The sequence below is a fragment of the Dysgonomonas massiliensis genome (assembly GCF_900240225.1).
GTDB lineage: Bacteria > Bacteroidota > Bacteroidia > Bacteroidales > Dysgonomonadaceae > Dysgonomonas > Dysgonomonas massiliensis.
On sequence record NZ_OEPV01000001.1, the window covers coordinates 137,057 to 152,237 of the forward strand.

At 37.2% G+C, this 15,181-nt stretch carries 11 protein-coding genes; 5 read left to right on the top strand and 6 right to left on the bottom strand.

All coding sequences use genetic code 11. The features are described from left to right. Positions 1-125: 125 nt before the first annotated feature. Complete coding sequence (locus tag C1A06_RS00665) at positions 126-1,388, bottom strand: phosphoglycerate kinase (protein ID WP_101688570.1); 1,263 nt, start codon at positions 1,386-1,388, stop codon at positions 126-128. A gap of 183 nt (positions 1,389-1,571) precedes the next feature. Beyond that, entirely contained in the window at positions 1,572-3,182 is a 1,611-nt protein-coding gene (locus tag C1A06_RS00670) for a leucine-rich repeat domain-containing protein (RefSeq protein ID WP_101688291.1), read from the bottom strand. A gap of 235 nt (positions 3,183-3,417) precedes the next feature. Here C1A06_RS00670 and C1A06_RS00675 point away from each other — a divergent pair, with 235 nt between their 5' ends. Both C1A06_RS00675 and C1A06_RS00680 read left to right on the top strand, forming a co-directional pair. Further along, complete coding sequence (locus C1A06_RS00675) at positions 3,418-3,717, top strand: hypothetical protein (protein WP_145996306.1); 300 nt, start codon at positions 3,418-3,420, stop codon at positions 3,715-3,717. Positions 3,718-4,222: 505 nt separating this feature from the next. After that, positions 4,223-6,010, top strand: a complete 1,788-nt coding sequence (locus C1A06_RS00680) for a helix-turn-helix domain-containing protein (protein ID WP_101688293.1) — start codon at positions 4,223-4,225, stop codon at positions 6,008-6,010. 152 nt (positions 6,011-6,162) lie between these two features. Here the strand turns inward: C1A06_RS00680 and C1A06_RS00685 are convergent, their stop codons facing one another. Continuing rightward, positions 6,163-7,293 carry an MACPF domain-containing protein gene (locus C1A06_RS00685; protein ID WP_101688294.1) on the bottom strand — a complete coding sequence of 377 codons (1,131 nt, stop codon included), beginning with the start codon at positions 7,291-7,293 and terminating at the stop codon, positions 6,163-6,165. A gap of 227 nt (positions 7,294-7,520) precedes the next feature. Between C1A06_RS00685 and C1A06_RS00690 the strand changes: the two genes are divergently transcribed. Together C1A06_RS00690 and C1A06_RS00695 are read left to right on the top strand one after the other, a co-directional pair. Continuing rightward, on the top strand, positions 7,521-9,404 hold the full coding sequence (locus C1A06_RS00690; RefSeq protein ID WP_101688295.1) for a SulP family inorganic anion transporter: 1,884 nt from the start codon (positions 7,521-7,523) through the stop codon (positions 9,402-9,404). Positions 9,405-9,515: 111 nt separating this feature from the next. Continuing rightward, positions 9,516-10,661 carry a hypothetical protein gene (locus C1A06_RS00695; RefSeq protein WP_101688296.1) on the top strand — a complete coding sequence of 382 codons (1,146 nt, stop codon included), beginning with the start codon at positions 9,516-9,518 and terminating at the stop codon, positions 10,659-10,661. Between the two features lie 56 nt (positions 10,662-10,717). On the opposite strand, the gene C1A06_RS00700 is transcribed toward C1A06_RS00695, so the two are convergent. Further along, positions 10,718-12,247, bottom strand: coding sequence for a TlpA family protein disulfide reductase (locus C1A06_RS00700; RefSeq protein ID WP_101688297.1), 1,530 nt, complete (start codon positions 12,245-12,247; stop codon positions 10,718-10,720). A 129-nt stretch (positions 12,248-12,376) separates the two neighbouring features. Between C1A06_RS00700 and C1A06_RS00705 the strand changes: the two genes are divergently transcribed. Beyond that, positions 12,377-13,399, top strand: a complete 1,023-nt coding sequence (locus tag C1A06_RS00705; protein ID WP_101688298.1) for a M20/M25/M40 family metallo-hydrolase — start codon at positions 12,377-12,379, stop codon at positions 13,397-13,399. 72 nt (positions 13,400-13,471) lie between these two features. Here the strand turns inward: C1A06_RS00705 and C1A06_RS00710 are convergent, their stop codons facing one another. Together C1A06_RS00710 and C1A06_RS00715 are read right to left on the bottom strand one after the other, a co-directional pair. After that, the gene (locus tag C1A06_RS00710) at positions 13,472-14,596 is read right to left on the bottom strand and encodes a universal stress protein (RefSeq protein ID WP_101688299.1); all 1,125 of its coding nucleotides are present in this window, start codon (positions 14,594-14,596) and stop codon (positions 13,472-13,474) included. A gap of 105 nt (positions 14,597-14,701) precedes the next feature. Next, positions 14,702-14,968: a DNA-binding protein gene (locus tag C1A06_RS00715; RefSeq protein ID WP_101688300.1), complete on the bottom strand. Its 267-nt coding sequence runs from the start codon at positions 14,966-14,968 to the stop codon at positions 14,702-14,704. Between the last annotated feature and the right edge of the window lie 213 nt (positions 14,969-15,181).

A 15,181-nucleotide genomic window follows, 5' to 3' on the forward strand; every position in this document is an offset into this window, starting at 1 on the left:
TGTTTTTTTAATGTGTGTTAAAAAATTAGATTGACAAATATATACTTATTTAGTTATAAAACAAAAAAACTCCCGAAACATTGCAGCTCGGGAGTTTTCTATAATATCGAGTGTATCCTTTTGGATTAATATCCGCGGATAGCTTTGATTCCTGGAAGTACTTTTCCTTCGATGAACTCAAGCAATGCACCACCACCTGTCGATACGTAAGATACCTGATCGGCAAGTTTGAATTTGTTGACAGCTGCAACAGAGTCACCACCACCTACTAGTGAGAATGCTCCGTTTTTAGTTGCTGCGGCAATTGCTTTAGCTACAGTTTCGGTTCCGTGAGCGAAGTTGTCGAATTCGAATACGCCTACAGGACCATTCCAAAGGATAGTTTTTGAAGCCATGATAACATCCGAGAATTCTTTCTCGCCTTTAGGACCTATATCGAAACCTGACCATCCGTCAGCAATGTTGTTAGCATCAGCATATTCCGATTTAGCGTCGTTGCTGAACGAATCACCTACTTTAGCATCAGATGCCAATACTAGGTTTACGTTGTTAGCTTTGGCTTTAGCCATGATTTCTTTAGCCAAGTCTAGTTTGTCGTCTTCGCAAAGCGAGTTACCGATTTTACCGCCTTTAGCTTTTTCGAATGTAAATGCCATACCACCGCCGATGATTAGGTTGTCTACCTTAGTCAATAGGTTTTCGATGATATCGATTTTAGAAGAAACTTTCGATCCACCGATGATTGCTGTGAACGGACGAGTTGTTTCTTTGATTGTTTTTTCAACAGCGTCGATTTCTTTTTGCATCAAGAATCCGAACATTTTGTGATCAGCATCGAAGTGATCAGCGATCAATGCAGTAGAAGCGTGAGCACGGTGTGCTGTTCCGAATGCATCGTTAACATATACGTCAGCATAAGAAGCCAATTTTTCGGTAAATCCTTTTTGGCTTTCTTTTACAGCTTTCTTGGCAGCAGCTTTTTCTTCATCGCTTGCATCTTCAGCCAAACCGCGTGGTTTGCCTTCTTCTTCAGCATAGAAACGTAGGTTTTCTAGCAAAAGAGCTTCTCCCGGTTGTAGAGCAGCAGCTTTCATACCGGCTTCTTCGCCTACGCAGTCGTTGGCGAATTGTACGTCAACGCCTAGTAGTTTAGATACGTGAGCAAGGATGTGTTTCAACGAATATTTTTCTTCAACTCCTTTCGGACGGCCCAAGTGCGATGCAATGATTGCGCTACCACCATCAGCAAGAATTTTTTTCAGTGTAGGTAGTGCAGCACGAATACGTGTATCGTCTGTGATGTTGAACTGAGCGTCAAGAGGAACGTTGAAGTCTACTCTGACAAATGCTTTTTTATCAGCAAAATTAAATTTGTCAATTGTAATCATAATCGAATATAAGTTTTTAATATATTGGTTTTCAGTTAAAAGCAAATTTGTTTTTTCGTTGTCGAAAATACGTTACAAATATACAAAATGATTTTGTTTTGCACATAAAAGATTCTAAGTGTTTATACTAACGTTCATATATTTTAAGGTAAGCCTAATAGTAAAAGCGAGGGCCTTTAACTATTATTTTACTAAAATCTTGATTTTGTGATATTTTTTGAGTTTGAGCTGAATATCGCTATTCGATTTACACTCTTTATAGGATTGGTAGAATTCGGGATCAACAAATATTTTCTTCAATCTTGGAGTATTCTTTATATATAGATGTTTCAATTTTAGATTGTTTGATATGTCCAGTTCTGTTAACGGATTTTTGCTGCAAGACAAATATCGAAGTTTTTTATTATTCGAAAGGTTAATACTTCGTAATTGATTTGTGGAACAATTCAGATCTTCCAAATTTTTAGCTTCGGTTAGGTCAAGCGTAGTCAGTCTATTGCTCCCACATTCTATTTCGCTCAGATTGGGTACACCTGATAGGTTTAGCTCATTTAGTTTATTAATTGAGCATATTAGTTGTTTCAGTTGAGGACAATTGGTGACAGTGAGTTCTCTTAATTGACATATATTAACTACCAGTTTTGTGAGATGGGGTAAGTCAGTGACGACTATTTTATTGAGTGGGTTTTCGTAGCAAAATATACTTTCTAGTTGCTTGTTGTATGTAAAATCGAGCTCTTTAATGAGGTTCTTATCGCTGCTGAAGCGCCTTAATTCCTTGTTATGAGAAAGGTCTAGTTTAGTTAATCGATTTTCGCCGCAGACGAGGTATTCTAAAGTCGGATTTTTTGATAAATCGATATCAGCTATTTTATTTGTACTGAAATATAGTAAAATTAAAGCTTTATTACTACTTGTGTTTAAGTTATCTAATTGATTGGAAGAACAGTCTAGAGTACTGAGACTTTCATTTTTTGATATATCTAAATTATTCAGCTTATTATTGTTGCATTTCAGTTGATTGAGTCTGAGTAATGATGATAAATCCAATTCCGATAATTGGTTGTGAGCGCATTCTAGCCAGTATAACATTTCAAGATTTTGTAGTTTCAGAATTCTCAGCCGATTATTGTTACAGCGCAATTCGTTAATGTATCTATTGTTATTGATATTCAACTCAGTCAGATTATTATTACTGCAATCAATTTTTATTATAAATTCATTGTGCGATAAGTCTAGTTGCGCAAGCTTATTATTATCGCATTTCAGTCTTCTCAAATTACCGTTTTGCGAGAGATCTAACTCTGTGAGTCGATTATTTGAACAATAGATATAGTCGATAAATCTTTGTTTGGGAAGCTCTAGCTGAGTCAGTCTGTTATTGGAGCATTCAATGTTGCTTAATGCCATGTTTTTCGAAAGATCCAACTGCTCAATCAAATTATTTTCACAGTCTATACGATGTAATCGCAGAAAGTATTCGATGCCTTTGAGTGATATTATACCCTTGTTATTTATTTTTATATCTGTGACATCATAAGCCTCTTTTTCAGATAATATACCATCTTCGTTTATGTCATATTGTTTACAATGTTTGACAAAGTTGTGGTCATCCATCACAGCAAATATATTGAAAGTCGTATCGGCCGGATTATGGCCCTTGTACTTATCGTTTCGGATGGCAAGTATATGACTTCCTGATAGATCGGCATCCACCCAGTATTTTTCGGATTGTGCTGATGTCGTTATACTTGTGAATGCGAGTATAGTCAGTATGAATATTTTGTAGTTCATGTGCTTGTCGTTTGATTCAAAGATAAGTATTATTCTGAAAAATACTTACAAGATACGACTGACCTCCTGAGGTCGACCGAATTGTATTTAAAATATGAAAATCGTAAAATTATTTTTTTGAGAATAATGGCTTTGCTTGAAAATAAATTTTATTAACACAATTTTCTTGCTGATTATTTTGGTCACTTTGTACTTTTGTAGGCTCAAAAAAAGAACCCAAAGAAAAGAGTATTTTATGCGAAAATTAATTTTATCTATATTTCTATTACTTTCATTACTATCCTTCAATTCTTGCGAAAGCGTGGCACAAGCTGTCGTTGATACAGTCTTAGGCAGAGAAAAATGTGGCTCTCCGGGTTGTAATCGTGATGCGTCGTCGGGTAGTTATTATTGTATGATGCACAGCCAGCCGGGAGGTTATGAGGTCCCTCAAGATTTGGGCAAAAAGACCAATGAGTCTATCAACAAACAGCTGAAAGAATTTAGAGAAAGCGAGAAGAAGTTGAATCAAACGCAAGCTAGCACTTCAAATTAATAGCTGTTTCAGTATATAAATAAAGGATTGGTATTAACGCCAATCCTTTATTTTTTCATTATTTACGTTACAGCATCAAATCCTTCAAATCGGAATCAAGATCAGTGAACCGAAACTCGTAATCAGCCTCGATTATTTTTTTTCGGAGTGAGATATTGTTCCCTGAAGGCACTGCTGTAGGAGAAAGACTTTTTATGGCTTTGATACTATTGGAGCAAAACTCTATAAGTGTATAAATTGCAAAATAAGGTGCCTATTTTGCAGCGCATTTGGTAAATGCTATGGTATTAAGGTAGTTGTGTCTGATTTGGTAGATGATGCATTTCCTCTTTTTATGAAAATAAAGGCATATAATTACAACAATACTTGTTTTAAATCAAATACCTTTGCCTATAAGTCATTCAGACAGGCCCATTTTGAAAATTATTATTGCATTTATATTTTTCAATTTAGGATAACACTCGAACACAAAATATTTTGATCTAGAAGACAAACTTTTTTTATTATGAATAGAACTATTCCCTATATCTTTCTAGTAATTGTTTTTTCAATATATGCACAAACATTGTTTTCTCAAATTGAAAATAAATCAGATAGCCTATCGTTGAGCCTAAAAGGACTTAATAAAAAAGAAAGACTTAAGACTTTGGCAAAGAATGCTAGTGCTGAAAATCTATTTAGCATAGAGATGTTAGAAAAGGAAGCCGAAAGCCAGAATGATAATTTACGACTAGCCCAAGCTTATTATTTGAAACGGGTATATTATGATTTCATAGACGGGACGAACGATTCTTTATCTAATTATTATGAACAACAAGCTTCAGCTCAGCTAAATATTTTGCAACATCAGCTCGATAAATTGGACCGGGATGAACTCCGGGAATACAATGATGTAAAGACAAATATTATGTATGGAATAGTGGCATCGTACCTTGCCAATAATAAATCTGAATTAGCATTGACATATGTCTATAGAATGTTAGAAACGGCAGAATATGATGAAGCTAGCTCAACGGAATATAATATATATGCATTACTGGGTGTTTGCTATACATATGCTCGAAAATCGAAAGAGGCATTTGATAGTTTTAAGAAGGGATACGAACTGTATATGAAAAATGCAAAGACAAATGATTCTTACGATTTTTATCGCTTTTTGGAAGGTATGTCATATGCTTGTTTGAAACAGAAGGATTATGAACAAGTATTGATATTGAACGATAGTCTCGAGAATATGCTCGTCAGAAGGTACGAGCGCACCAGTAGTGAGCAATACCCATATTACATTGCGAAGTTCTCTAGTAGGTATAACTCAGCTTATGCTTTTCTCGGCTTAAAAGATTTATCAAAAGCTCGTAAAATGCTGAATGAGGCTAGGGATTATGCATTGTCTGAATTAAAAAGTACACCATTCTTAGGCAGTTATTACGAGATTGAGACTCGATACTATCTTGCGGCAAAGAATTATGATAGAGCAAGAGAATTTATGAACTTATTTATTAGTTGGTCAAGTCAAAAATCGAAGTTTCAGAATCCTTTTCAGTCAGTAGAAATGAATTTGCTTAAGGCTGAAGTTTTAAATGAATCAGGTAGTTCTAAAGAAGCATACAAACTTCTATCTGAATTGTATCAGTTAAAGGATTCACTTACAGCTACAAATTTCTCGGAACAAGTCGCTGAAATTCAAACAATATACAAGGTTGATAAGCTAGAGTATGAAGCTGAGCAAAACAAATTGAAGATGCAAGCATTTTTCTATGTCCTTATAGGCTCGGTGTTGGTTTCGTTATTATTGATATACATCGTTTATGCATCACTTAAAAACGGAAAAATATTAAAAAAGAAAAATAAAAGATTGCTCCAACAATATTCAGAAATTGAAAGTCGAAATAAGATCATACAAAATCTGGAACTTGAAAGGCACAGTGATATTGAATCTGGTAAGATAGGGTTAGATCCATATCAAGAACTAGTATTAAAATTAGATTTGTATCTAGTAGATACTCAAGAGTATCGGAAGCCAAAACTTACAAGAGAAGAACTGGCTTTAGCAATAGGAACAAACAGGCAATACTTAATTGAAGCAATAAAGACTGTAACGGGAAAAACTTTCAACGAATATATATATACATTTCGTCTAAAGTATGCTTATGATTTAATAGTCAATGAGCGTTATAAGCCTATTATAGAAGTTTGTCTTGAAGCAGGATTTCAGACTAAGGGAACCTTTAACAGAGAATTTAAGGAGGCATTTGGATTGACGCCTAGCGAATTGAGAAATGCCACAACCTAGAAGTCTTAAGAGGTATCTATTCACTTATATAAAAAAGGATTGGCAATACTGCCAATCCTTTTTTCATTCATTATCTATGTTACAGCATCAAATCCTTCAGAGTGGAATGGATATCAAGGGATTGGAACTTGTAAACTACCTTGGTTAATTGATTATTTCAGTTGGCTGGCATCGATATATTCGAGAACAGCTTGTTTTACTTCAGCTTTTTTCGTTTCATCTTTTATCCACTTATAGATCGGTTCTAGTCTTCTGATCATTGCTAAGCCGTAAAGATCGTCATTATTGATGTCGTCAGCCGATTTATTCCATTCCGACTGCTTTGATTTCGGAAAACCTTTATCGAGATTGAAGAATCCCTTTGGTACAATATCGGGATCGCCTCCGACGGAATTAAGACAAAGGACAGGATTTATATTTGCTTTCAGAAGTTCTTCTGCATTTTCGGGCATACCGCTCCAATGGAGGAATCCACTTTCAGTTTCTCCTCTGGCATTATAAACGCCTACCTTAATTGCGTCTCTTTTATCTCTTTCGATAGTTATTTCTTCGCCATTTAGCAAATACTTAAAAGGTACTATTTTAGCCATATAGAACATGTCGAATCTGATTCCGTCATAGAATTCGGAAATAACATGCGTCCCATATTTTTCGATGATTTCTTGAGAAGGTAAATTATTTAGATCGTCTATGAACGATTGCTTTAGAAATAACTCTGGCTTTATTGTTGTTGTCAGCACGTTGAAAAAATATCTGTGACGGAGATAGTAATAATGTTCTGACATATAAGAGTAATCCTTCCGATCGGCAGCTAGAAAATCGTAATCTGAAAATATTTTTGTCAGTAGCTGCTTATTTTTCAATTCTTCCTGATCTCTTAAATCATAGTCCAGAAAAAAGAAAGGCATGTTGCGAAGATATTCAGCTTTGTTTTCACCATAAAAACTATGGGAAAAACTACTAAATGCCTTTAATATTGTAACTGATTCGGGATAATACTCTTGCAGCTTATCCATATCAATGATCTGTTCTTTGATGGGCTGACTACTTGCCACCAATCCCGTAATATCGTAACCATGACCTAATATAGATTTATTTGTTTGAGAGTTTATAGCTTTGAATGGAATATGTGCATCCATCGGATTCGGAGGATAATTTTCTTCTATCAGAACTATATCATTATCGGGATCGGAGAGAGGATTGTCACTGTCTGAGCATGACATTAAAACAGTACTGGACAAAATGAAAGAAAATGTAATAATCAGAATTTTTTTTAATTTCATTGCAAAAGGGTCTTTAATATTTATTTAGTAAAGATATAAAATTTTATATATTGAATCTTAGAAGTCGTGAAGTTTACTGTATATCGTGATTATGACAGACAAACAGTAGATGTTGTGCAAGTTGCGATAGGCTTATAAAAACACAAATGCTTTATTTGCTTTTGATAAAAAACAACAATACCTTTGCGCTACCTTTGTAGTAATCATAAGATTATGTACTGCTGAATATGAAAAAACCTGACATAGAGAACTTTAAAAACAAGGTAATTGATTTCTGTACAAATATCGACTTCAAACCTAGTTTATTTGCCTGCCTTAAGACATACAACAAACAAACCTTTTCGGCCGATCTGATGGCCGGCGTAATTGTCGGAATCGTTGCTTTGCCTTTGGCAATTGCCTTTGCCATTTCGTCCGGAGTAGAACCCGAAAAAGGAATCGTGACGGCTGTAATTGCCGGATTCATCATCTCTGCATTCGGCGGCAGCAAGGTGCAGATTGGCGGACCAACGGGAGCATTTATCGTCATAGTTTATGGCGTGGTAGTCAAGTACGGATTGACGGGATTGCTGATTGCAACCATGTTGGCCGGAGTGATGCTGATTCTTTTGGGACTGTTCCGCTTGGGTACAATCATCAAATACATACCTTATCCCATCATCGTCGGATTTACGAGCGGTATTGCCGTAACTATCTTTACGACGCAGATTGCGGACCTCTTTGGAATGGATTTCGGGGGCGAAAAAGCACCAGCCGACTTCATCGGCAAATGGATACTTTACTTCAAATACATCACTACTTCTAAACCTTTTGTCGTGCTGATCGGATTGGCAAGTATTGCCCTCATCGTCTATACACCAAAGATGACCGATGCAATTCGTCGTGCGTTGAAAAGTAAGAAAGAGAAAAATAATAATACCTTGTCGCAACCACTGGCATTCATCGATAAAGTGAACACCGTGATGATGAAAATACCGGGCTCACTGGTTGCAATTATTGTTATAACATTGGTTGTACTTTTCCTCAAATCGTGGGGGATCATGGGAATCGATACCATTGGCGATCGCTTCAGTATAAAAGCCGAATTACCAGGTGCAGAGATTCCGAATATCACTTGGGAAAAAGTCAAAGAGCTGTTTCCCGTAGCCATAACCATTGCTTTGCTGGGAGCTATCGAATCGTTGCTGTCGGCTACGGTTGCCGATGGAGTGATAAACGACAAGCATAATTCGAACACCGAACTCATAGCTCAGGGAGCAGCCAATCTCATTACGCCGCTTTTCGGCGGTATCCCTGCTACGGGAGCTATTGCCCGCACTATGACCAATATCAACAACGGAGGCCGTACACCCGTTGCGGGAATCATTCACGCATTCGTTCTTCTGCTTATCTTGCTGTTCTTGATGCCTTTGGCTCAATATATTCCGATGGCCTGCTTGGCAGGAGTGCTTGTTATCGTATCGTATAATATGAGCGAGTGGCGTACATTCAAACGTATGCTGAACAACCCGAAAGGCGACGTCATCGTCCTTCTCGTGACTTTCTTTCTGACTGTTATTTTCGACCTAACTATCGCTATACAGATCGGAATCGTTATTGCATGTCTGTTCTTTATGAAGCGCGTTCTGGATACTTCAGGAGTATCAGTAATTCGTGGCGATGATCACCAAAACTGGAAAGAATATGCTGATGAAGAACCATTACAAGTTCCTGAAGGTGTAGAAGTGTACGAAATCGACGGACCTTATTTCTTCGGCATTGCCAATAAATTTGACGAGCAGATGTCGCGTATTCACAAAGACATAAAAGTACGTATCATTCGTATGCGCAAAGTGCCGTTTATCGACTCTACGGGTATCAACAATCTGACTAACCTTTGCCGTAAATCGATCGATCGCGGAATAACGATTGTTCTTTCGGGTGTGAACGAGACGGTTCATCACGACCTCGATCGGATGGGATTCAACGACCTGATTGGCGAGAAAAATATTTGTTCGAGTATTACAGCTGCTCTTTATCGTTCGGAAGAAATTCTGCTTGAATTCAAACAGAAAGATAAAGTTGATAATCTGATGGACGAATTGAATCATCAGGTGGGTGGAAAGTGCTGATATCGGGAATTACTATCTTTTCCTATTTACTTTATAAATAGAAGCCCAAAGTGTTTGATCTTATGTTAGATTATTCTAATTTTATCAGAATAATCAATACCTTAATAAATTATGAAAAACATTCTTCAAGTATTAGCTTTACTATTTTTAGTGGGTTGTACACCTAAACAAGAAACAATTACCTATAAATATGTCAGAGAGGGTTCTCTTGCCGAACAAGAGATTCCAGTTGATTTCATAAAATCAACTGGCGAAGTGCAATCAATCTATATCGATTCGGTTAAATACGGTATTCTGGATTCAACTGCTTATCCCGATAATCATCCCGACAGGATGAAGCAATTCATAACCTATAAAGAGTTGGATTTTAGCAAAAAAATAGAACCTTATTCGCCTGAATATTATGCTTTGGCAATGGCATACAATGCAAATCGGGCGATGGAATATTACAATACGTTGTTCGACGGAAAGATAGACTTCAATTCGCAGGCAATGAGGCGCGAAGAAAATTATAAGATCATAGATGTCGTTTTGGGCGATATTGCACTTTTTACGAATCCTAAGTCGTACTGTATAGTAGAGGAATCAAATCCATCAGTATCTATACCTTATCACGAAGTAGGACATCGGGCTTTCTGGTATATACAGGATGAAAAAGAAGGATTAGGAATAAAGTTTAAGAATCTGACTATAGTGCATATGGGTTTGTTAGAGTACTTTACGATGTCGTTGAACGATTCACCTGTGGTAGGTGAAGATGCTTTACCCGAAAAAGCGATTCGTAGGGGAGATGTTCTGTATAAATATCCATTAGATGATAGCTATAAACTTCGAAATACGCTTAATCTTATTGAGCGATCTTTTCCCGAGCAGATGGCTGATTCTACCAGTAATGTCGCTAAATATATGGAAGCATGTTATGCTACCTATAACGATGAAATTCTAGATATTATTGACGATAATCATCAGGGAGGTATGGTTTTGGCAAGCACTTTGTGGCGTATACGTCAGCAGATTGGACAAGATAAGGCTGATTGGCTGATTGCCCAGACAATATTGAATTTGAATACATATATGGATGCTCGTAGTTCGTATTATAAAGAGGATGTAGCATCTTTACCGAACAGAATTGAATGGTGTGATGTGTTTTATGGTCTGATTCAAGAAGACTTGTCGCAGTATAGTGCAGCAAGCCGTCAGATAATCATCGACGAGTTTCGTAAAACAGGTTATCCGATAGATACTATCGTGATTTGAATAGAATCATACCTGAGAAACAATAAGAGCTAATCGTGAAGATTAGCTCTTGTCGTTTATTTCACAAGCTTTGTAGTAATACTTTCAGCTTTTTCAGCTTTCATCATACCTACTTGTTGATGAATCAATTTGCCGTTCTTATCATAGATAAGGTATGCCGGGATTCCATCGAATTTAAACTCTTCGGAGATCGATTCCCATATTTCATCTTTTAGATAGTAATGCTCACTACCTATTTCTGCGATCTTTTCTCTCCATAATTTCTGAGGGGAAGATTCGTTCGTGATGTAAACAAAAACGATATCACTGTCTTTTAATTTCTTTTTGAGAGGTTCAATTTCTTTCATGCCTTTCAGACAAGGAGCGCACCATGTTGCCCAGAAGTCAATGAATACTACTTTATTAGGATATCTGGCTACTATGCTTTCAATCATCTTTTCGGATGAAACGTCAGGTGTTTCGTTTATGTTATAGCCGGTGGTTTTCTTATTCAGTATAGTCATTATTTCTTCATTTTCGGCCAACAATACTGTCGAGTAGGCAGGCTGTTGCTCGAAATAAGTTTTAATATTTGTTTTCTGAATATCAGAGAAAGGAGTCATAGACTTGAGCTGTCGAGCATAAGAGTTGGATAGCAACATGTCATAGAAAAGTCCGCTATCGAATCCGACTAAATCTTTCAGTTTTTCGGATGTGTCCTTCATCCATTCATTAGGATTCTGATCGCCGATAGGTGCTATATTGAGAGCTTCTGTTTTGAATATCTGTGCCAATATAGAACAATACCATGATGTTGATAAATAAGCGGGATCGTTTAAATTCAAATCTTTCAGAAATGAATAATAAGCTCGGTTTGGCTCTTGTATATTTAAGGGTTCAATTACTGCAGTTGTGTCCATCGAACTTACATATATATCATGTATTCGCTGCATTATTCTAGTGTAGTCGAAGAGGTTAGCGTATGTGTAAAATATTTGCAGCTCGTTTATCGTAAGTCGCTTTATGCTGTCGGGCATGTCGGGCTTTATCGAATCTATGAAGTTCGGTATTCTTGAAATTCGATTCGAAACAAAGGATTTGAATTCTTCCGGACTCATGTTGTAATCAGCAGAATCTGGATAGGTTTTGTAGTTTCTGGTTGTTATATGAATAGCTTCTTTTATTGATATCATATCGTGAGCTGCATAGCCGGAAATGCTTTGCATGGAAACATGCTTCTCTCCATTTTTATCGAAGTGAATATTGAGTATAGTTTCGTCGTTTGGAGATAAAGGAATAATTATTTTGAGGAATTTAGAATAAAGCTCGGTCCAAGCATCAGATATCACGGGAACTTCTATCGAAAAGGTTCCGTCTGTGTTTATCGCAATTTTGTATTGTTTGAATTCAGCCAATATATTGTTCATTACAAAAAATTCCATATCCTCTAGTTTGGGCATCGAGGTACTGTCTTCGGCGGTTATCTTTCCGCTAAATTTGGCTATGCCATATTCGATAGTGGGATATTTAGAGGAGGCATTTTTGTCGCACCCTAAGATCATAAATATACTCAAGCATATGCACAGGATGTAGATTGCTCTTTTCATAAGTATTTATTTAGTAGATTATTTTTTCGAAGATATCTAAAAAAGAGTTTGGTATGGTTGTTTTAGTTTTAATTAAGTTTATTCAAGAAGAATAAATAACTTTACGGAAAATATTAAAGACCTAAGATTATGAACAAAATCAGAACAATTTTAGCACTTCTGCTCGTTGTGTTGCTATCGGCATGCAGCGAGACGAAAAAGCAACCGATCGACCAGCTTGTATCGATGGATGGAGTATGGCAGCATTTAGAGCAATTCGATAAAATTGCCAAAGAAAACAACTCCAATCGTGCTGTAGGTACTCCGGGTGGGATAGCCAGCAAAGATTATATCAAATCAGTTTTAACAGTGTTGGGATTGAATCCGACTGAGCAGGCTTTTACCAATCGTGGGGGAGCAAATGGAATCAATCTACTGGTTGAGATAAAAGGTAAATCGGCCGAAGAAGTAATAATGATAGGCTCTCATTACGATTCGGTTGAATTTGGTCCCGGCATCAATGATAATGCTAGTGGAGTTGCTGCCGTATTGGAAATTATTGCAGCCATTCAGAACAACAAGATTGTTCCCGATAAAACGCTACGATTCGCATTCTGGGATTCGGAAGAAACCGGAGTCGAAGGATCTCCCTACTATTACAGCCAATTGACAGATGCTGATAAAGCTCAAATTAAAGCTTATCTGAATGTAGATATGATTGCATCGAAAGATGGAGAAATTAATATTTCTGATACCGATGGATCGACAGTTGCGATACTGATGGACGAATACAAGCAACAAGGTCTCGATTCGGCAACAATAGATATGCTAGGTCAAATGTACGGATCAGTCAAATTTGCTGAAGGTTCGCTACAATTGGAAACGTTGGCTAAAGAAACTTTCGACGGATTGGGAGTAGCTGTAAAAGAAGATATTCAATTTGCCCGTAATTCGGATACAAATCCGTTTTTGGAACAGATTCCTACATTAGGTATTAATGTCATTACAATAATCGAAGAACCTACAGATGATGGAGGTGTAGCGATTCTTTATGCTCCAAATTATCATCAGGCAGGCGATGATATCAACAATGTTGATAAAGAACTATTAGACGTGTGTATGAAAGCTGTAGCTACGATGATTCAGAAAATAGCTATTGACGAAGAGAAATAATAAAATATCCTTGATAATATAAAAGCCGATCTAAATGATCGGCTTTTTGTTTTTTAATAGTTTGCGCTCTGTTTATCCTCTTAGCACCAATAGCGGTGTGTCGGAGTGAAAAAGCATCTTGCGAGGGATACTTGGACTGAACATACGTGCAAAGATATTTCGTTTGCTTGTCGTAAGGGCAAGCAGGTCTATCTTATCGCCACTGACATAGTCGTCCAGACTCGATAGCATATCGCTCGTGTCAATGAGTTTGTAGTCGATATCCAGATCCGGATATTGCTTCTCGAAGTACGACTTGATGCCTTCTAGTTTTATCTCGGTCCATGTGCCACCTTTTTTTACCGATATGTGTACAATCGATATCTTGATTTTGTATGGTGCCAATAGTTTTGTCAACTGACCGAATGATACGAGGTCTCTTTCGCTGAAGTTGGTCAGAAAAGCAACGTGCTTCATCTGTTTCAAGTCGAAGAAGTGTGTGTCTTGCGGAATGGTGATGATCGGAATTTTAGTCATTTCGATCACTTCTGCCGTAACGCTACCTATCAAATCTGCATCTTTCTGGTCTTTACCGCGTGTTCCCATGATGATGACCGACGGTTTGTATTCTTTGGCAAACTGCACAATTTCTTCTTCAGGCAAGCCTTCGCGCAGAACGTACGAATAATTTACCGGAGGAAATTCGCCCTCGGCAATTCGTTCGTCAATCATATTGCACAGTTTCTGAATATCGTCTTTCACTTTCTTGATGATATTCTGAAATTCTTTTTCTTCCTTACCCTGATATGCAAATGCATCGGTTATAGGCAATGCCGTAGGGTAGTAGGGGTTGAAATAGACGTGCATTATTTTTACTTTGGCATTGAGGTCTTGTGCCATGTTGAAGGCTATGCGGCAAGCCTTGATCGAATACTCCGAAAAGTCGACTGGAATAAGTATACGCGGACGTCCGTCGTCTACACGATAGGTGTCTTCTTCGTCGTAACTGAATAAGTGTCGGCTTTCGACGACATTCAACGCGCGAGGTAAGTCGGCTTCTTTTATTCTCAATCTTATACCTTTGGAGGCATCATCGGATATGTCGCTCATATATACTGTGATCTCTTCGTTTTCGAGTACCGTTTTCAGTATCTGAGCTTTCTCCGGCGTATGAATAGCCAGTGTTACTAGTTTGTCTTTATCTTCTGTTTTTTTCATATGCTTTATAGATCTGTGCCTATTCTATTACCGTAAATGTACCTTTGCGTTGTTTTTTTCTTTTTCTTTCTTGTTTCCTTCAGCTGCTTGCAGGGGGCTTTTTGTTTATGCCTGCGAAGCGATTTTATCAGCGTCCATTATATCCAGAGCCATCTCTAGTATAGTGGTGTCGCTGAGTGATACATAACCACCGTTTGGACCTGGCTCGATATGAATACCCGAGCTTTGACCTTCTTTATAACTGTGCCCGCCAAAATAGTTCCAAACGGTTTCTACAGGGATTTGTAGTCTTTCAGCTATTTGATGGATGCTTCCATCAGGCAGGCTGTCTTTGATCCTGCGCAATTCTTCGAATGTTATAACTTTAGTCATGATATTAATAAGTTTTAGTTAAACAAGAATTGAATATGCATTAAAGTTAAGTAATACTTTTTAGAATCGCAATGCTTTGGCTATGACTTTTAGTCCGATTTCGTCTTAAATAAGCGCAATTTTTTATAAATTTGAGATATTCTATGACAAGCGATATATATCTGTTTTTAGTACTTCTTTTATAAATAAAGGTGCTAATTTTGTCTGATTTCT